Source organism: Streptomyces xanthophaeus, from assembly GCF_030440515.1.
GTDB classification, from domain to species: Bacteria; Actinomycetota; Actinomycetes; order Streptomycetales; family Streptomycetaceae; genus Streptomyces; species Streptomyces kutzneri.
The window spans coordinates 4,656,051-4,672,727 of record NZ_CP076543.1 but is presented as its reverse complement, the minus strand read 5'-3'; the positions used below and the strand labels follow the sequence as shown (position 1 = coordinate 4,672,727).

Below are 16,677 nucleotides of genomic sequence, written 5' to 3'. Positions count from 1 at the left end.
TCAGATGCACCTGCACAAGCCCTCGTTGTCGTCGTAACCGCCGCATCCACGCAAGGAGCTGTCGACGCCCATGACCCTGCCCGCCGAGTTCCACGACATCGCCAAGCGCGTCAACAACTGGGGACGCTGGGGCGCCGACGACGAGATCGGCACCCTGAACCTGATCACCGACGAGGTGGTCCGGGGTGCCGCGGCGCAGATCCGCACCGGCCGCCGGATCCCGCTCGCCCTTCCGCTCAAGGAGGACGGGGTGCAGGTCGGCATGATCCCCGGCCGGATCAACCCGCTGCACACGATGGTGCAGATCAACCAGGAGCTCTTCGGTCCCGGCACGGTGGCCTGCAGCGACGACGCCGTGAGCATGGGCCTCCAGGCGGGCACCCACTGGGACGCCCTCACCCACGTCTCGCACTCGGGGAAGATCTACAACGGCCGCCCGGCCGGCACCATCACGGCGCACGGCCGCGCCGAGTTCAGCGGCATAGACAAGGCCGGTCACATCCTCTCGCGCGGGGTGCTCCTCGACGTCGCGCGCGCGAAGGGGCTGGACCGGCTGCCGGGCGACCACGCGGTGACCCCCGAGGACCTCACGGAGGCCGAGGAGTTCGGCGGGGTCACCGTCCGCCCCGGCGACATCGTCCTGGTCCGCACCGGCCAGATCCAGGTCTACCTGGCGGGCGACAAGCACGGCTACGGCTTCCCCTCGCCCGGGCTGTCCGTCCGTACGCCCGAGTGGTTCCACGCGCGGGACGTGGCGGCCGTCGCGAACGACACGCTGACCTTCGAGATCTTCCCGCCGGAGATCGAGAACCTGTGGCTCCCGGTCCACGCCCTCCACCTGGTCGAGATGGGCATGCACCAGGGGCAGAACTGGAATCTCGAAAAGTTGTCCACAGCCTGTGCAGAAGAGAACCGCTACGCGTTCCTCCTCTCCGCGATGCCGGAACCCTTCGTCGGCGGCACCGGAACTCCCGTGGCCCCGGTGGCCGTTCTCTGACCCGAGGATGCTCCACCCCGGGGGCTTCGGCCGCACGGCCCCCGGCGCGTGCGGCCGCGTGGAACCATGAGGTGTACATGTCGCGTCACCGTTCGCGTGCGTCACACCCCGTCCCCGCCACGTTCCCCGCAGGAGAAGCCCGCATGGCCAACCCGTACCAGGTAACGCCGCCGCCCGCGCCCAGGCGCCGATCCGGCGGCAACGTCGTCGCCGTCATCGTGCTCGCCGTGGTCATCATCGGCGGCTACTTCGTCATGCAGTCGCTCCGCAAGGACGACGGCAAGCCGTCGGCGTCCCCCTCGGCCTCCCCCTCCGCCAAGCCCACCGCCAAGGACCCCGGATCCCCCGAGTCCTCCTCCGACACCTCCAGCGCGTGGAAGGTCGGCGACTGCGGCGGCCCCGACCCGGCCAAGGCCGCCGGCGCGTACAAGCGGCAGGGCTGCTCCGAGTCCGGCGCCACCTTCAAGGCCGTCGACATCAAGGAAGCCAGCATCCTCCCGGGCGCGATCCAGTGCCCGCCCGGCACGGACCTGATGATCGACGTGAGCATCTCCTACGGCGGCAAGTCGAGCGGCATCCCCACCAACACGATCTGCGGCCGCAACCTCTCGGGCGACCACCCCGGCGACGCCGGCGCGGGCGGCGGCCAGTTGGTGAAGGGCGACTGCGTGACCTCCCAGGCCAAGGAGGTCGCCTGCGGCGGCTCGGGCGCCCAGAAGGTCCTCGGCCTCGTCAAGACGAAGGCCGAGTGCCCGTCCGGCACCACGGACCCCATCGAGCTGATGATGGCCGTCGGCCGCCCGTACGACGTGATCTGCACCGACGGCTGAGACGCCCCGGAACGTGACCGCCCGCCGCCCCGGAACGCCGCCCGGGACGACGGGCGGTCGGCAGTCGACAGCCGGCCGTCGCCGTCGCCGCCTCCGGCCGCCGGTCGCCGGTCGCCGCCGAAAATTCCGTGCCCCGGCGTCGGTGAAGGCGCAGACTCGGCCCATGGCGGACATGCGGGCATTCCGGGAAGCGGTCGACGACTGGGCGGCCGGGGGGCCGGACGGGCCCGCGCGTGATCTGGCCGCCCGGCTGGGCGTGCGGACGGCGGTGCTGCTGGAAGGGCCCAGCGACCTCGCGGCCGTCGAGGCGCTCGCCGCACGCCGCGGCCGCGACCTCGCCGCCGAGGGCGTGTGCGTCACGCCGATGGGCGGGGCGATGAGCGTGGGCCGCTACACCGGCCTCCTCGGGCCGCCCGGCCTCGGCCTGCGCCTGACGGGACTGAGCGACGAACGCGAGCAGCCCTTCTACGACCGCGCCCTGGCACGGGCCGGGGCGCCGAGCAGCGGCTTCTTCGTGTGCGTCGCGGACCTGGAGGACGAACTCATCCGCGCGCTGGGCACGGCGCGGATCGAGGAGGTCCTCCGGTCCGAGGGCGACCTGCGCTCCTGGCAGACCTTCGTGCGGCAGCCCGCCCAGCACGGCCGCCCCCGGCAGCGGCAGTTGCGGCGCTTCCTCGGCACGAAGAAGGGCCGCAAGATCCGCTACGGCCGCCTCCTCGTCGAGGCCCTCGCCCCCGAAGAGGTACCGGCCCCGCTCGACGACCTCCTCGCGGCGCTGTGACCCACGCCGGCCTCAGTCGGTCTCAGCCGGTCTCAGCCGGTCTCAGCCGGTCTCCTTGACGCAGGTCCGGTCGTTCGCGGGCAGTCTGCCGGTGGCCAGGTACCTGTTGACCTGGTCGTCCACGCAGGCATTGGCGTAACTCCCGTAGAGGGCATGCCGGTTCGCGCCCTCCAGAGTGATCAGCCTGGAGCTCGGCAGCTGTCGGCGCAGCTCGACGCTGCCCTTGTACGTGGTGCGCGGATCGCCGGTGGCGGCCACGATCAGCGCGGGGGCATCACGCCGTACCCGGGTGGGCTCCTCCTGCGGCCGGTCCCAGAAGGCGCACGGGTTGATGTTGCGGGTCAGCGGGCCGAACAGGGGATGCTCGGCGCGGCTGCGCTCGATGTCCCGCCAGTACTGCTCGGGATCGCGCCCGGCGGCCACGTCCCCGCAGATGATCGCGGACTGGACTCCCGTGGGCTCGCCCTCCCCGCGCAGCGCGTACCGGAGCTCCCCGGCCAACCCCGTGGGCAGCGTGGTGGGCGCCCCGCCGGCGGCCTCGACCAGTACGGACAGCAGCTCACCGAAGGACGCCCGCGCGGACTCGGTGTCGTCCGCGATGCCCGAGAACAGCAGGAGCGGCACCTGACTGTCGTCGATCCGGAAGGCGTCGGCGCCCGAACCGACAGTCAGCGGGCCGCGCGCGGAGGCCGCGACGACGCGGTCGACGGAGGCGAGCACCTCGGCGCGGGTGCGGCCGAGGCCGTAGGTGCCGTGGCGCTCCGCCGCCCAGCCCGCCCAGTCGGACAGCGCCTTCTCGTTCTCGCGCTCCGTGCCCTCCAGCAGTCGGGGGCGGTAGTCGCCCGGGTCGATCGCCCCGTCGAGCACCATCCGGTCATGGCGGCCGGGGAACATCTGGGTGTAGACCGTGCCCAGGTAGGTGCCGTAGGAGTAGCCCAGGTAGGAGATCTTCCGCTCGCCGAGCGCGCCGCGGATGACGTCCATGTCGCGAGCGGTGTTGCGGGTGCTGATGTGCGGGAGCAGGGAGGCGCCGGCGGCCCGGCACTTGTCGGCCAGGCTCTTCTGCAGGGCGACCTGCCGGTCGAAGCCCGCCCGGTCGGCGCCGGCCGACAGCCAGGTCATACCGAGGGGCCAGCCGCAGTCCAGCGGGGTGCTGCGCCCGACGAAGCGCGGGTCGAAGCCGACGATGTCGTAGCGGGCTCCGACGTCCTTCATCGCCGCGCGGGCCGTCGGCGGGTAGCCCCGGGCGGGGCCGCCGGGGCCGCCCGTGTTCAGCAGGATCGCGCCGATGCGGTGACGGGTGTCGGTGGCTTTGAGCCGGGATATCGCCACGGTGATCGTGCGTCCCCGGGGGGCGGCGTAGTCCAGCGGCACGGTCACGTCCGCGCACTGCACACCTGCCCTGTCCAGATCAGGGCCCGTGGTGTCGTCGGGGCCCGTGACGCAGCTGCCCCAGGCCGGCCGCTGCTGGTAGTACCGGTCGAGGCCGGCCCCGGAACGGTTCGCGGCGGACGCGGACGCAGGCGCGGCCCCGGCGGACGGGGCCCCGGCGGCCCCGGCGGCCTCGGCCAGGGTGGGGGTGGCGGCGAGGCAGGCGGCGAGGGCGAGGCCCACGGCAGACGCGCGACGGGCGGCGGGGCCGAGGGTTCGGTCGGCGGTGGGCGGCGCCTCGGCCGCTTCGTGTGATCGCATGCCCCGAGGCTAGGAACCGGCCCCGGCACGGCACATCGGCCACGGGCACGAGGTCGCGGGTCCCGCCCTCCCCCGGCGCCCGGGACCCTCGGCCCGGTCCGGCCTCCTCCCCCAGGAGGAGGCCCGGCGGGTTCTGCGGGTGGCGGCGACGCGCATGCACGCCCCGAGCGCGGCACGGCAGCCGCCACCCCACGACCCGCACTCGTCAAGGCCTGTCCTTGGCGTCCCCTCGCGTCGAATCGCTCCACACCAGGGTGATCAAGATGTGACGAACCGTCAACACCTCGTTAGAGGTACACGCGCGGTTCCCGCGGCGGGGTATGAAATTCCGACGGGCCGTCCGCGGGCCGCTCGGACGCGCAGTCCGAGGTCGATTTCTGCGCGCGGTCGATCTCGCACCAGATCTGTTTGCCCGCTCCCTCGCGCTGCCAGCCCCAGCGGTCGGCCAGCCCGTCGACCAGCTCCAGGCCGCGCCCGCCGGTGTCCTCCCCGCACGCCTGCCGGCGGTTCGGCGCCCGGTCGCTCGCGTCGGCCACCTCGACCCGCACCCCCGGCCCCCCGAACAGCATCCGCAGCACGGCCGGACAGCCCGTGTGCACGACCGCGTTCGTGACCAGCTCGGAGATCAGCAGGATCAGCGTCTCGGCGAGCGGCTCGTCGTCCCCTATGCCCGACCCCGCCAGCCGGGAACGCGCCCACCGGCGGGCCCGGCCGACCTCGGCGGGATCCGCACCGACCTCAAGCTGAACCTGAAGCACCTGCACCGCTCACACCATCCGAACCGGCGGACACTTCGCCTCGCGACAGGACGGGATCACCCGCTGTGATCCCCTTCCGTAGCAGCATGGTTGACATACAGTCACCACAACAAGCGCTTCGGGCATATTCCCGCGCGAAGGTGTGGGCGTGGTGCATACTGTGCGACGCTCGCGCCGCTCAACCGCTCGCATTCGTGGGAGCGTACCGGAGCAGGCCCCCGCTTCCGGGCCGCAATGAGTTGGGCGAAGGACACAAACCGATATCAACTCTCTGTAATCGGACATGCGTCCCGCGTCGTCCTTCCCGTGCCTCCCCATCACCCTGAGCGACGCCCGCCGAGGACCTCCCGCCGACGAGGCCGCCTCCCCGCGTCTCCCCACGCCTTACCCCGCCCGGCCCCCTTGCCACACCTGCCCCGCCTGCCCCGCCGGGCCCAGCAGCTCCTGCGCCAGCAGCTCCTCCGCCTGCGCCGCCGTCCGCCACTGCTCGGCCCGCACCCAGGCCCGCTTCAGGTGCAGGTGCACGTCCGCCTCCCATGTGAAGCCCATCCCCCCGTGCACCTGCAGGCAGTCCCGGGCGCCCCGCACCGCCGCCTCGTCCGCGAGGAGCTTGGCTGCGGCCACCTCGCCCGCGTCCCCCGTCACCGCCGCCGCGTAGACCGCCGTACGGGCCACCTCCGCCCGCACCAGCATCCGCGCACACAGGTGCTTGACCGCCTGGAACGCCCCGATCGGCTGCCCGAACTGCTCGCGCTCGCCCGCGTACCGCACCGCCAGCTCCACCGTCCGCAGCGCGCTGCCGAGCTGCAGTGCGGCCGTCAGCAGCGCCCCTTCCTCCCGGTAGGCGGAGGAGTTGCCCGCCACCGCCACCCGGTGCAGCGGAGTCAGCGGGTCCACCGAACGCACCGGCTCGCCCGCCGGCACCCCGGACGCCCCCAGCACCGCGTCCGCCTCCCCGAGGTGGGCCACCAGCGGCCCGCCCAGGTCGAAGGCGCTCACCACCGCCGTCCCCGCCGCCGCCCCCGGGACCACCCCGGCGGCCAGGTGCGTGGCCACCAGCGGGCCCGGCACCAGCGCCCGTCCGGCCTCCTCGAAGACCAGCACCGCCTCCGGCAGGCCCAGGCCCACACCGCCCTCGGATTCCGGCAGGCGCAGCGCGAAGAAGCCCGCCTCGCCCAGCTCCCGCCACAGCGCGCGGTCCACGCTCGTGCCCGTGTCCACCGACGCCCGCAGCGCCTCGCGTCCGTACCGGCCCGCCAGCAGGTCCCGTACCCCCGCCCGCAGGTCCTTCTGGTCCTCGGTCGGCTGGAAGTCCATGCCCCTCACCGGCCCTTCGGGAGGCCGAGGATCCGCTCGGCGACGATGTTCCGCTGGATCTGCGAGGTGCCCGCCGCGATCGTGTACGAGAGGGAGGAGAGCCGGTCCAGGGTCCACTCCTCCTCCAGGGACAGGCACTGGGCCCCGAGGACCTCCGCCGCCGTGTCGTACAGCTCCTGGCGGGCGTGCGAGTAGGCGAGCTTGAAGACGGAACCGCCGATGCCGGGGACCCCGCCCGCCGATCGCCCGGCCTCGCTGACGTTCCACTGGGTGAGCCGCCACAGCGCGCCGAACTCCCCGTACAGCCGTCCCAGCCTGCGCCGCAGGACCGGGTCGTCCCACCGGCCGTTGGCCTTCGCCGCCCGGGCCAGTTCCCCCAGGGTCCGGCGGCAGGCGACGACCTCGCCGACGAAGGCGGTGCCGCGCTCGAAGGACAGCGTGACCATGGTGACCCGCCAGCCGTCGTTCTCCGCGCCGACCCGGTTGGCCACCGGGACCCGTACCTCGTCGAGGAACATCTCCGCGAACTCCGCCGACCCGGCGAGCGTGCGCAGCGGCCGCACGGTCACTCCCGGCGCGTCCATCGGCATGGCCAGCCAGGAGATCCCCCGGTGCTTGGGCGCTCCGGGATCGGTGCGCACCAGCAGCTCGCACCAGTCGGCGACCTCCGCGTGCGAGGTCCAGATCTTCGACCCGCTGATCACGTAGTCGTCACCGTCGCGCACGGCCCGCGTCCGCAGGGAGGCCAGGTCGGAGCCCGCGCCGGGCTCGCTGAACCCCTGGCACCACACCTCGTCGCCGCGCAGTACGGGCGGCAGCCAGCGCGCCCGCTGCTCCGCCGTGCCCTCGGCGGCGACGGTCGGGCCGGCGTGCAGCAGCCCGACGAAGTTCGCGCCGACGTACGGGGCCCCGGCGCGCTCGGTCTCCTCCAGGAAGATCAGGTGCTGGGTCGGGGTGGCTCCGCGGCCGCCCGCGTCCACCGGCCAGTGCAGGCCCGCGTAACCGGCCTCGTACAGCCTGCGCTGCCAGCCGAGGTCGTACGCGCGCCGGCCCGGCCAGTCGTCGGGGGACGGTGTGGCGGGCAGTTCGGGGAGCACCTTGGCGAGCCATGCGCGCAGCCGGGCCCGGAAGTCCTGCTCCTCCTCGGTGTAGGTCAGGTCCATCAGCGGCTCTTGCGGTGCTGGTCGAAGGACAGGCCGAGCATGCGGATGGCGTTGCCGCGCATCAGCTTGTAGACCGTCTCGTCGTCGAGGCCCTTCACGTGGTCGAGGGCGACCTCCTTGGTGTGCGGGAAGGTCGAGTCCACGTGCGGGTAGTCGGTCTCGAAGGTCGCGTTGTCGCGTCCGACGACGTCGAGGGAGGCGATCCCGTGCTTGTCGCGGAAGAAGCAGCAGAACATCTGCCGGTAGTAGTACGTGGACGGCGGCTCGGGGATCAGGTCGCGGACGCCGCCCCAGGCCCGGTGCTCCTCCCAGACGTCGTCCGCGCGTTCCAGGGCGTAGGGGATCCAGCCCATCTGGCCCTCGCTGTAGGCGAGCTTGAGCGTCGGGAACTTCACCAGGACGCCGCTGAAGAGGAAGTCCATCATCGAGGCCATCGCGTTGTTGAAGCTGAGCGAGGCCTGGACGGCGGGGGGTGCGTCGGGGGAGGCGGCGGGCATCTGGGAGCTGGACCCGATGTGCATGTTGACCACCGTGCCGGTCTCCTGGCAGACGGCGAAGAAGGGGTCCCAGTAGCCGGAGTGGATGGAGGGGAGCCCGAGGTAGGTGGGGATCTCGGAGAAGGTCACGGCCTTCACCCCGCGGGCCGCGTTGCGCCGGATCTCCGCCACCGCCAGGTCGATGTCCCAGAGCGGGATGATGCACAGCGGGATCAGCCGGCCGCCGCTGTCGCCGCACCATTCCTCGACCATCCAGTCGTTGTAGGCGCGGACGCAGGCGAGGGCCACCTCCTTGTCCTGGGCCTCTGCGAAGGTCTGGCCGCAGAAGCGCGGGAAGGTCGGGAAGCAGAGCGAGGCCTCGACGTGGTTGAGGTCCATGTCGGCGAGGCGCGCCTTGGGGTCCCAGCAGCCGCGGCGCATCTCCTCGCGGGTGATGCCCTCCAGGGTCATGTCGTCGCGGTCGAAGCCGACGGCGGCGATGTTGCGCTTGTACGGGAACTTCAGGTCCTCGTAGATCCACCAGTCGGTCGGCGGGCCGTCGGGGTCCATGGTGATGACGTACTTGCCGCCGGTGTAGGCGAGTTCGCCGATGCCGGCGGTGAGCGCCTTGGGGCCGCGGTCGCGGTACTTGGCGGGCAGCCAGACGTCGAACAGGTGCGCGGGCTCGATCACGTGGTCGTCGACGCTGATGATCCGAGGCAGTTCCATGGTCTCCCCAATTCACCGATCTGATGGATCGTCAGAAACAAGCTAGCCCCGCCACCCCTGGACCGACAAGCGCCGGAGCTCTACGCTCTGCGCTTGATCTGACTATCCGTCAGCTATGGGAGGTCTGGGATGACGGACACCGCGACCGCGACAGAACTGAGCCGGTCCCGGACCCTGTGGGAACTGGTCTCCCGCCGGGCCGCGCTGACCCCGGACACCACCGCCCTGGCCGAAGCCGCCGAGGACCCCGCACACGACCGCCGGCTCACCTTCGGTGCACTGCGCGACCGCTCCGAACGCGTCGCCGCCGGCCTCCACGCCATGGGCGTACGCCCCGGCACCGTCGTCGCCTGGCAGCTTCCGACCCGCATCGAGACCGTGCTGCTCTCCGTCGCCCTCGCCCGGATCGGCGCCGTCCAGACCCCCGTCATCCCCTTCTACCGGGACCGTGAGGTCGGCTTCGCCCTGCGCGAGTCCAAGGCCGAGTACTTCGCCGTCCCCGGAACCTGGCGCGGCTTCGACCACACCGCCATGGCCGCCCGCCTCGGCGCGCGCGGCGTCTTCGAGGCCTACGCGGACCTCCCCGACGGCGACCCGGCCGTACTCCCCGCGCCGCCCGCCTCCGGCACCGGGGTCCGCTGGATCTACTGGACCTCCGGCACCACCTCCGACCCCAAGGGCGTCCTGCACACCGACCGCTCCCTGATCGCGGGCGGCTCCTGCCTCGCCCACGCCCTCCACCTGAGCCCGTCCGACGTAGGCTCCATGGCCTTCCCGTACGCGCACATAGGCGGGCCGGACTACCTGGTGATGCTCCTGCTGTACGGCTTCCCCGCGGTGCTCTTCGAGAAGTTCGCGATGCCGGACGCACTGGACGGCTACCGCCGCCACGGGGTCACCGTGGCCGGCGGCTCCACCGCCTTCTACTCGATGTTCCTGACCGAGCAGCGCAAGGCCCCGGACGTCCCCCTCATCCCCACCCTGCGCCTCCTGGCGGGCGGCGGCGCCCCCAAGCCGCCGGAGATCTACCACGCGGTCGTACGGGAGCTGGGCTGCCAGCTGACGCACGGCTACGGCATGACCGAGGTCCCGATGATCACCATGGGCTCCCCGGACGACACCGCCGAGAACCTCGCCACCACCGAGGGCCGCCCCCCGGCGGGCATGTCCATCCGGATCACCTCACCCGAGGGGACCGAGCTGCCCCCGGGCACCGACGGCGAGGTCCGTCTGCGGGGGGAGGCCGTCTGCCAGGGCTACCTGAACCGCGACGGGGCGGCGGACGTCTTCGACCCCGACGGCTACCTGATCACGGGCGACCTCGGTCACCTGACGCGGGACGGCCACCTGGTCCTCACCGGTCGCAGCAAGGACGTCATCATCCGCAAGGGCGAGAACATCTCGGCGAAGGAGATCGAGGACCTCCTCCACCAGCTCCCGGGCATCACGGACGTGGCGGTCATCGGCCTCCCGGACCCGGCCCGCGGCGAACGCGTGTGCGCGGTCGTGGAACAGCCCCCGGGGGCCGCCCCCCTGACCCTCCCCCAGCTGACCGCCTACCTCCGCACCCAGGGCCTGGCCACCCACAAGCTCCCGGAACAACTCGAACTCCTGGAAGCCCTTCCCCGCAACGAGGCCCTGCGCAAGATCCTCAAGTACAAGCTCCGCGAGCGGTACGCGTGACCCTGCGGGCCGGTGGCGCGGGATCCGAGCGCTGCGTCAGTGGCCCCAGGTGACATCAGTGATGTCCGACTTGTCCCGCGGGTCGGACGGGTCCAGCGGAATCGTCACCGTGCCGAAGTCGAAGGCGGAGACGGAGGAATGGCGCGACGGCGAGGGCTCCCCCGTGGCGAACGAATGCGCCACACCCACAGCACAGGCGGCGATGACGGCCGCGGCCGCGGTCTTGGCGATTCGAGTGGCGAGCGTGGACATCGGTTCCCCCTGAGAGCGCAATCACTTCTGTCATGTCCCGGGCACCTGCCCGGTTCCCGGCCGGTTCCCCCTGCCGATGGTCCTACTCTGCTGGGCCGTCAGAACGGGTGGAAGAGGTTCGTGGTGGACGGATCCTGCATCTGCATATCCCGTCCATCGGAGCGCAGGAGCGCGTTCCAGTACTGCGGGACCAGGGCCGCGTCGAAGGACCCCACGTCCACCCCGGCGAGCGAGGGGTGCGCGAGGAGCGCACGGTGACAGACGGCCGACGCGGCCCGCTCCGCGAGGGCGAGTGAGGACGCGGTCAGATAGAAGCCCACGACCGGACCGCCCTCCGCATCGCCGTGTGCACTGACGTGTTCCAGTCCTTCCCCGTCGAGCGCACACCCCAGGAACAGCTCTGCCGCGTCCGGGGGAAGGGAGATGTGATCCGGGGCTCGAAGTCGGACATGCACGAGATACATACGGCCATCCTGGGCAGCGCCCGCCCCCGCAGTACAGGCCGACACAGGGGACTGTTTATGCCAGAACAGAAACCGACCAGGAGGTGCTCCGTGCCTTCATATGGTTCCCTACAGGCGCACGTGTACTAATATCCGGGGGTATCGCCATGCTGGAACTGCTCGGGCTCGACGCCGAGGCCGAACGCGTCTACCGGGCACTGCTCGCCCATCCCAAGGACGGGGTGACCGCACTCGCCCAGCGGCTGGAGCTTCCCGAGAGCGGCCTGCGCGCCTGCCTCGACCGGCTCAGCGGCCTCGCACTGGTCCAGCCCTCGGCCCAGGAAGGCATCGGGTTCCGCGCCCTGAACCCCGAAGACGCCATGGAACTGCTGCTGGCCCGCCAGCAGGCCGAACTGGCCACCCACCAGCAGAAGGTGGAGGCTTCCCGGGCCGCCGCCGCGCAGCTCATCGCCGAATGCTCGGCGATGCGTCCACGCGGCGCCACCGCCGGCGCCGAGAGCCTGCAAGGGCCGGAGGAGATACGCGACCGGCTGGCCCGGCTGGCCGCCAACACCCGCCACGAGATCATGACGTTCGCGCCCGGCGGGGCCCACAGCGCCGCCGACCTCGAAGCCAGCCGCGGCCCCAACGCCGCTCTCCTGGACCGGGGCATCACCATGCGCACCGTCTACCTCGACAGCGTCCGCAACCACCAGCCCACCCTCGACCACGTGGACTGGCTGCACCGCCACGGCGGACAGGTCCGTACCGCTCCCACCCTTCCGGTGCGGATGATCATCTCGGACCGCCGTGAGGTCGTCCTCCCGCTCGACACCAACGACGCCCAGACCGGCGCGGTCGTCCTCACCTACGAGGGCACCATCGCCGCACTGTGCGCCCTGTTCGAGAGCGTCTGGCAGAGCGCCAACCCGCTGGGCACCGCCGTGGAACGCAACATGGACGGACTGACCCGCCAGCACCGGGAGTCCCTCCACCTGCTTCTCCAGGGCCTCACCGACGAGGCCATCGCCAAACGCCTCGGTGTCTCCCCGCGTACCGCCCGCCGCATCGCCGCCGAACTCATGGAGGCCCTGGAGGCCCGCAGCCGCTTCCAGGCCGGCGCGCACGCCGTCCAGAACGGCTGGCTCCCCGCCACCCGCGTCTGAGTCCCGCTCCGCCCCCCTCCCCCCTTTCCCGGCCCCTTCACGAAAAGCCGCGTCCCGTCCGGACGCGGCTTTTCGTCGTTCGGTGACCCTTTTTCCCGCCGCGCCGCAGGTGGAGGTGGACGGGATATGCCAGTGCAGTTTCCGTCCACCGGAAAGCCCTTCCAGTGATCCTCGGGCACCGGCAGAGTAGAGGCATCGGCAGGGAGAACCGGCCGACACCGGCGAAACCGGGGGGCCGTAAAGGGAATCCCGGAAAGCCTTCGCTCCACACCTATGCCACATCCGGACAAGGAGGTGAAAGAAATGATCGACATCCAGGACATCGAGGTCATGGCCGAGGCCCTGACCTGCGGCAGCTACAACAAGGGCTGAGCCTGCGCAGGGTGATACCTGCCCGGCGCACGTACGGCCGACGCATCGCACACAGGTGAGGGGGTGAAAGAAATGATCGACATCCAGGACATCGAGGTCATGGCCGAGGCTCTGACCTGCGGCAGCTACAACAAGGGCTGAGTAATTGTGCGGGCGCGCTCCGAATTCGGAGCGCGCCCGCGCCGTACGCGGAAACAGGGGGGAGAGGAAAAGAAATGCAGGCGACGGTTCAGCCGGTCCACAACGACTTCCTGCGAGTGGGTGGGGCGTTCACTCCGGGGTTTCTCGACCCCGACCCGGCCAGGAGGCTCGCCCTCGTCGGCGAAAGCCCCTTCCTGGAGTTCGGCTTCAACGAGTGGCGGAAATGGGAGAGCCTCGACGAGGTGCCGGCCATCCCGGAATTCTCCCTCCACCTGGGGCGTACGGCGATCTGCGAAGGCCCGCGTGAACAGGCCCGCTACATCGACTACGTGATGGAGCAGTCGGCCACCCGCCGCAACAAGCCGACGTCCATCGGGGTGCACGTCACCGGCGACCGGGCCCTGGGCGGCGGATCCTTCGGACTCCACTCGTACTTCACCGGCACGAAGGAGGAAGAGGACCGCGCCGTCCGCTTCCTCACCGACCTCCACCGGACCTCGGGCCTGCCCGTCTGGGTGGAGAACGCCAACTGCTACTCCGCCTCCGCCCGGGGCATCCTGGACGCCTGGCAGGCGGTGACCCGCATCTGCGAGAACACCGGGTCCGGCCTCATCGTCGACCTGGCCCACCTCTACATCGACGCCGTCAACTGCGGCGTCCCCGTGGAGGTGCTGCTCGGCGCGGTCCCCTGGTCCCAGGTGGTCGAACTGCACCTGTCGGGCGTACGCACGGGACGGGACGGCACCCTCCACGACGGCCACTCCGAGGCCGTCCACGAAGGCGTTTGGTCCCTGCTGGACACCGTGGTGAGCCAGCGGCTGATCATCGAGACCGAGCCCGTCACCGTGATCGTCGAACACGCGGACATCACCTGGACGGACCGTCCGGACCAGTACTACGCCGACTTCGCCCGGGCCGCGTCGTTCCTGGAACGGCACCGGCAGGCAGGCATCGCGGGAGCCGCGGACACGGAGCCCCACGACTACGGCGTCCCCTACTGCCGCGCCTACCTCCGCCAGCTGTGCAAGGGCTGGATCCCGGGCCTCGCGGAGGCCTCCGAACAACGCGGCCTGTCCTACGTCGACCTGTTCGACCAGTGGGTGGACGACGTCCGCGCCCGCGGCAAGCGCATCGTCCTCAACCTCGACGAAATACCCCCGGCCGAACGCCCTGCGGCCGTCAGCGCCCCCCAGGACCTGCTGGCCTACGCCAAGGAGAAGCTGCGCTGATGCTGATCGGTGTCAATGTGACCTCGCCGGACACCCTCGAAATGGCCTGCCGGCTGCGCGACTCGGGACACATCGACTTCGTCGAGGTCCTGATCGACGGCTTCGCCCACCTGGACCCGAAGGAGTTCCGCCGCACCGTCGGTGACCTCCCGGTCGGCTGCCACATCATGCTCTCCCGGTTCCTGGACCCGGACCGGGCACGCCTCGACCACTACCTGGACCTGGTGAACCGGTGGCAGGAGGACTGCGGCCTGCTCTACGTCAGCGACCACATCGCCCACTTCTCCCACAACGGCCAGCCGCTGCCCGTCGCCCTGGAGGTGGACTACACCGCCTGGCAGCCCGTGATCGACTCCGTTCGCGCATGGCAGGACCAGCTCGGCACCACCCTCGCCGTGGAGAACTTCCCCTCGCAGGCGCCCTCCGGCATCCCGCAGGCCCGCGCCTACGCCGAGCTCACCGAAGCGACCGGATGCGAAGTCCTCATGGACGTGTCCAACGCCATGGTCGCCCAGCTCAACACCGGGCAGCCCGCAGCCGCGTGGGCGGACGTCCCGGGCGTGGGCCGCAGGTTCCACCTGGCCGGCTACAGCCCCTCCCCGGCAGCCCCCTCGCTCGTCGTCGACAGCCACGACGGCCCCGTCAGCGACGACACCCTCGACCTGGTGACCTTGTTCGCCGGCCGCGCCGCACCCGACGCCACGCTCGTCGTCGAACGCGACGCCAACCACGACCTGGACGAATGGAGAACGGACCTTGACCGCACGCGCGCCGCAGTCGTCGCGGCTCAGCGCCTGCATCAGCCCCACCGCACGTGACTCCCTCACCCCGGGATCCCGTGACCGGCTGATCGCCCAGGAAGCACTCCGCATCCGCTGGCACCAGCTCTTCGACCGCATCCCGCAGCTGGCCGGACGCCTGCCGGACACCACCGACCTCTACGAGGCCTTCCTGGAATGGGCGGTGGCCGCCGGCAGGCGGCTGGACTGGCGCATGCACCTGCACTTCCTCGAATTCCTGAACGGCGAAGGCATCGCCCTCCAGCCGCAGGACCACATCGAACTGCTCGCAGCCTCGGCCGCCCGCTGGTTCGCCTCACCGGAGCACCGGCAACGAGGCCTGGCCCTCACCACCGCGACCACCACCCCCAAGGTCGTCGTGGCGCTGAAGGGACACTCGCCCCTGGAACGCGGCCGCGTGAAACTCGCCGAGGTGCCGGGGCTGGAGCCCACACCGGGCATCCGGTGGTCGCTCTCCCGTTCCGGCGACTTCGCCTCCCTCACCTGGAGCCCGCTGTGACCGGCGCGACCACCCCCACCCCGTCGCTGGGCCGACGCGTCCTCGCCCTGATGGGCCCCATGGTGGTGGCGTCCGTCATGGGCCAGGCCATCGCCCAGACCGATCTGTGGGTGATCAGCACCCTGGGCGAGCAGGCCGTGGCCGCCGCGGCCGTACCGCAGCGCCTGCTCCTCCTCGACTCGATCACCGCCATGGCCATGGGCCCCGTCGTCGGGCTGTCCGTGGCCGGGGCCGTATCCGCCCACGCCCGCCGGCGCGCGGTGCAGGGCGGGCTGGTCGGTGCCACGGCCGCCGGGCTGCTCATCGCGGCAGCCGGCCTGGCCGTGCTGCCGTACCTCGTGGACGCCCTGGTCGCCGCACCGGCCATCCGCGACCACACCCGGTCGGCCCTCTGGTGGCTGCTGATCGCCACCCCGGTCCGCCTCGCGCAGTTCGTCGGCGCCATGGCGCTCTTCGCGCTCCGGCGATCCCGCCCCCTCCTCACCCTGTACGCCGTCGCCGTCGTCGCCAACGCCGCACTCGACCTGTTCTTCGTGCACGGACTCGGGCTCGGTTTCGCCGGCGCCTACGCCGCCACCTCCGTCATCGCCGCCCTCGAATGCGCCGTCACCGTATGGCTGCTGCGTGACCACCTCTCCGTCCCCCTCCGGCTCCGCGACAGCGCACGCTGGCTGCGCCAGGTGGCGCGCAGCATGCTCACGGAATGGGGGCACATGCTCTCGGTGATCGGCTTCGAACTGCTCCTGGTCCTCACCCTGACCCTCAACGCCTCCTGGGCGGACCGGCTCGCCGCGTTCTCCGCGGGAGCCGTGCTCACCGCGACGCTCCTCATCCCGATCACGGCGCTGGTCAACGCGACCGGCATGGTCTGCAAGGACGCGGTCCCCTCACCCCGGGAATGGCGGCACCTGCATCGACGCGTCCTGGCCGCATCCGCGGGCGTCTGCGTACTCGTCGCGGGCACGGCCTGGACGGTGCTGCCCGGGCTCTACGGCCTCCACGGCCCGGCCGCGACGTGGTTCACCTGGCTGATGGTCGGACAGGCCGTCGCCTTCCCCTTCCGTCTCCTGGCCGCCATCGCCGAAGGCCGGCACAAGGCCGCCGACCGCTTCGGCGTGGTGCTGCGCCTGCGTGTGCTCCAGGAGTTCGGCATCGCCCTGCCCGTCTTCCTCGCGGGCCTGCTGACGGACAACGCGGCCCTCGCCTGGTCGGGCATCGCGCTGGGCTGCGCGGTCAACCACTGGCTGCTGCACTCCGCCGCCACCGCACCACGGCGTACGCCTGCCCCGTCCTTCGGCATCCGTCACGCCGATCAGCGGTGACCGGCCCGCCGTCGGCGCCGACGGGTA

General features: G+C 71.6%; 16 protein-coding genes. 9 read left to right on the top strand and 7 right to left on the bottom strand.

What is annotated here, in order from left to right; all coding sequences use genetic code 11:
- Positions 1 to 70: 70 nt before the first annotated feature.
- The 3 genes from KO717_RS20730 to KO717_RS20720 all read left to right on the top strand — a co-directional run bounded on the left by KO717_RS20730 (position 71) and on the right by KO717_RS20720 (position 2,608).
- Complete coding sequence (locus KO717_RS20730) at positions 71 to 997, top strand: cyclase family protein (RefSeq protein WP_301370129.1); 927 nt, start codon at positions 71 to 73, stop codon at positions 995 to 997.
- 143 nt (positions 998 to 1,140) lie between these two features.
- Positions 1,141 to 1,827 (top strand): hypothetical protein, encoded by a 687-nt coding sequence (locus KO717_RS20725; RefSeq protein ID WP_301370128.1) that lies wholly within the window; start codon positions 1,141 to 1,143, stop codon positions 1,825 to 1,827.
- Positions 1,828 to 1,990: 163 nt separating this feature from the next.
- Entirely contained in the window at positions 1,991 to 2,608 is a 618-nt protein-coding gene (locus tag KO717_RS20720; protein WP_301370127.1) for a TOPRIM nucleotidyl transferase/hydrolase domain-containing protein, read from the top strand.
- 42 nt (positions 2,609 to 2,650) lie between these two features.
- On the opposite strand, the gene KO717_RS20715 is transcribed toward KO717_RS20720, so the two are convergent.
- The 5 genes from KO717_RS20715 to KO717_RS20695 all read right to left on the bottom strand — a co-directional run bounded on the left by KO717_RS20715 (position 2,651) and on the right by KO717_RS20695 (position 8,743).
- On the bottom strand, positions 2,651 to 4,300 hold the full coding sequence (locus KO717_RS20715; protein ID WP_301370124.1) for an alpha/beta hydrolase: 1,650 nt from the start codon (positions 4,298 to 4,300) through the stop codon (positions 2,651 to 2,653).
- Between the two features lie 287 nt (positions 4,301 to 4,587).
- Entirely contained in the window at positions 4,588 to 5,064 is a 477-nt protein-coding gene (locus KO717_RS20710) for an ATP-binding protein (protein ID WP_301370122.1), read from the bottom strand.
- A 378-nt stretch (positions 5,065 to 5,442) separates the two neighbouring features.
- Positions 5,443 to 6,375: an acyl-CoA dehydrogenase family protein gene (locus KO717_RS20705; RefSeq protein WP_301370121.1), complete on the bottom strand. Its 933-nt coding sequence runs from the start codon at positions 6,373 to 6,375 to the stop codon at positions 5,443 to 5,445.
- A gap of 5 nt (positions 6,376 to 6,380) precedes the next feature.
- Complete coding sequence (locus KO717_RS20700; protein ID WP_301370119.1) at positions 6,381 to 7,538, bottom strand: acyl-CoA dehydrogenase; 1,158 nt, start codon at positions 7,536 to 7,538, stop codon at positions 6,381 to 6,383.
- Entirely contained in the window at positions 7,538 to 8,743 is a 1,206-nt protein-coding gene (locus KO717_RS20695; RefSeq protein ID WP_301370117.1) for an amidohydrolase family protein, read from the bottom strand. Before KO717_RS20695 ends, KO717_RS20700 begins: the two co-directional genes overlap by 1 nt.
- Before the next feature lie 129 nt (positions 8,744 to 8,872).
- Here KO717_RS20695 and KO717_RS20690 point away from each other — a divergent pair, with 129 nt between their 5' ends.
- On the top strand, positions 8,873 to 10,426 hold the full coding sequence (locus tag KO717_RS20690) for an AMP-binding protein (protein WP_301370115.1): 1,554 nt from the start codon (positions 8,873 to 8,875) through the stop codon (positions 10,424 to 10,426).
- Between the two features lie 36 nt (positions 10,427 to 10,462).
- Here KO717_RS20690 and KO717_RS20685 read toward each other — a convergent pair whose 3' ends face one another.
- Positions 10,463 to 10,678 (bottom strand): hypothetical protein, encoded by a 216-nt coding sequence (locus KO717_RS20685; RefSeq protein ID WP_301370113.1) that lies wholly within the window; start codon positions 10,676 to 10,678, stop codon positions 10,463 to 10,465.
- Positions 10,679 to 10,776: 98 nt separating this feature from the next.
- Positions 10,777 to 11,142, bottom strand: a complete 366-nt coding sequence (locus KO717_RS20680) for a hypothetical protein (RefSeq protein ID WP_301370111.1) — start codon at positions 11,140 to 11,142, stop codon at positions 10,777 to 10,779.
- 146 nt (positions 11,143 to 11,288) lie between these two features.
- Here KO717_RS20680 and KO717_RS20675 point away from each other — a divergent pair, with 146 nt between their 5' ends.
- From KO717_RS20675 to KO717_RS20655, 5 genes are all read left to right on the top strand, one after another.
- Complete coding sequence (locus KO717_RS20675; RefSeq protein ID WP_301370110.1) at positions 11,289 to 12,287, top strand: helix-turn-helix transcriptional regulator; 999 nt, start codon at positions 11,289 to 11,291, stop codon at positions 12,285 to 12,287.
- 587 nt (positions 12,288 to 12,874) lie between these two features.
- A complete protein-coding gene (locus KO717_RS20670) occupies positions 12,875 to 14,029 on the top strand; it encodes a multinuclear nonheme iron-dependent oxidase (protein WP_301370108.1) in 1,155 nt (384 codons plus the stop codon).
- Positions 14,029 to 14,847, top strand: coding sequence for a multinuclear nonheme iron-dependent oxidase (locus KO717_RS20665; RefSeq protein ID WP_301370106.1), 819 nt, complete (start codon positions 14,029 to 14,031; stop codon positions 14,845 to 14,847). The genes KO717_RS20670 and KO717_RS20665 overlap by 1 nt, the downstream gene beginning before the upstream one ends.
- Positions 14,786 to 15,328 carry a hypothetical protein gene (locus KO717_RS20660; RefSeq protein ID WP_301370104.1) on the top strand — a complete coding sequence of 181 codons (543 nt, stop codon included), beginning with the start codon at positions 14,786 to 14,788 and terminating at the stop codon, positions 15,326 to 15,328. Before KO717_RS20665 ends, KO717_RS20660 begins: the two co-directional genes overlap by 62 nt.
- The gene (locus tag KO717_RS20655; protein WP_301370102.1) at positions 15,325 to 16,650 is read left to right on the top strand and encodes an MATE family efflux transporter; all 1,326 of its coding nucleotides are present in this window, start codon (positions 15,325 to 15,327) and stop codon (positions 16,648 to 16,650) included. The genes KO717_RS20660 and KO717_RS20655 overlap by 4 nt, the downstream gene beginning before the upstream one ends.
- Positions 16,651 to 16,677: the final 27 nt, after the last annotated feature.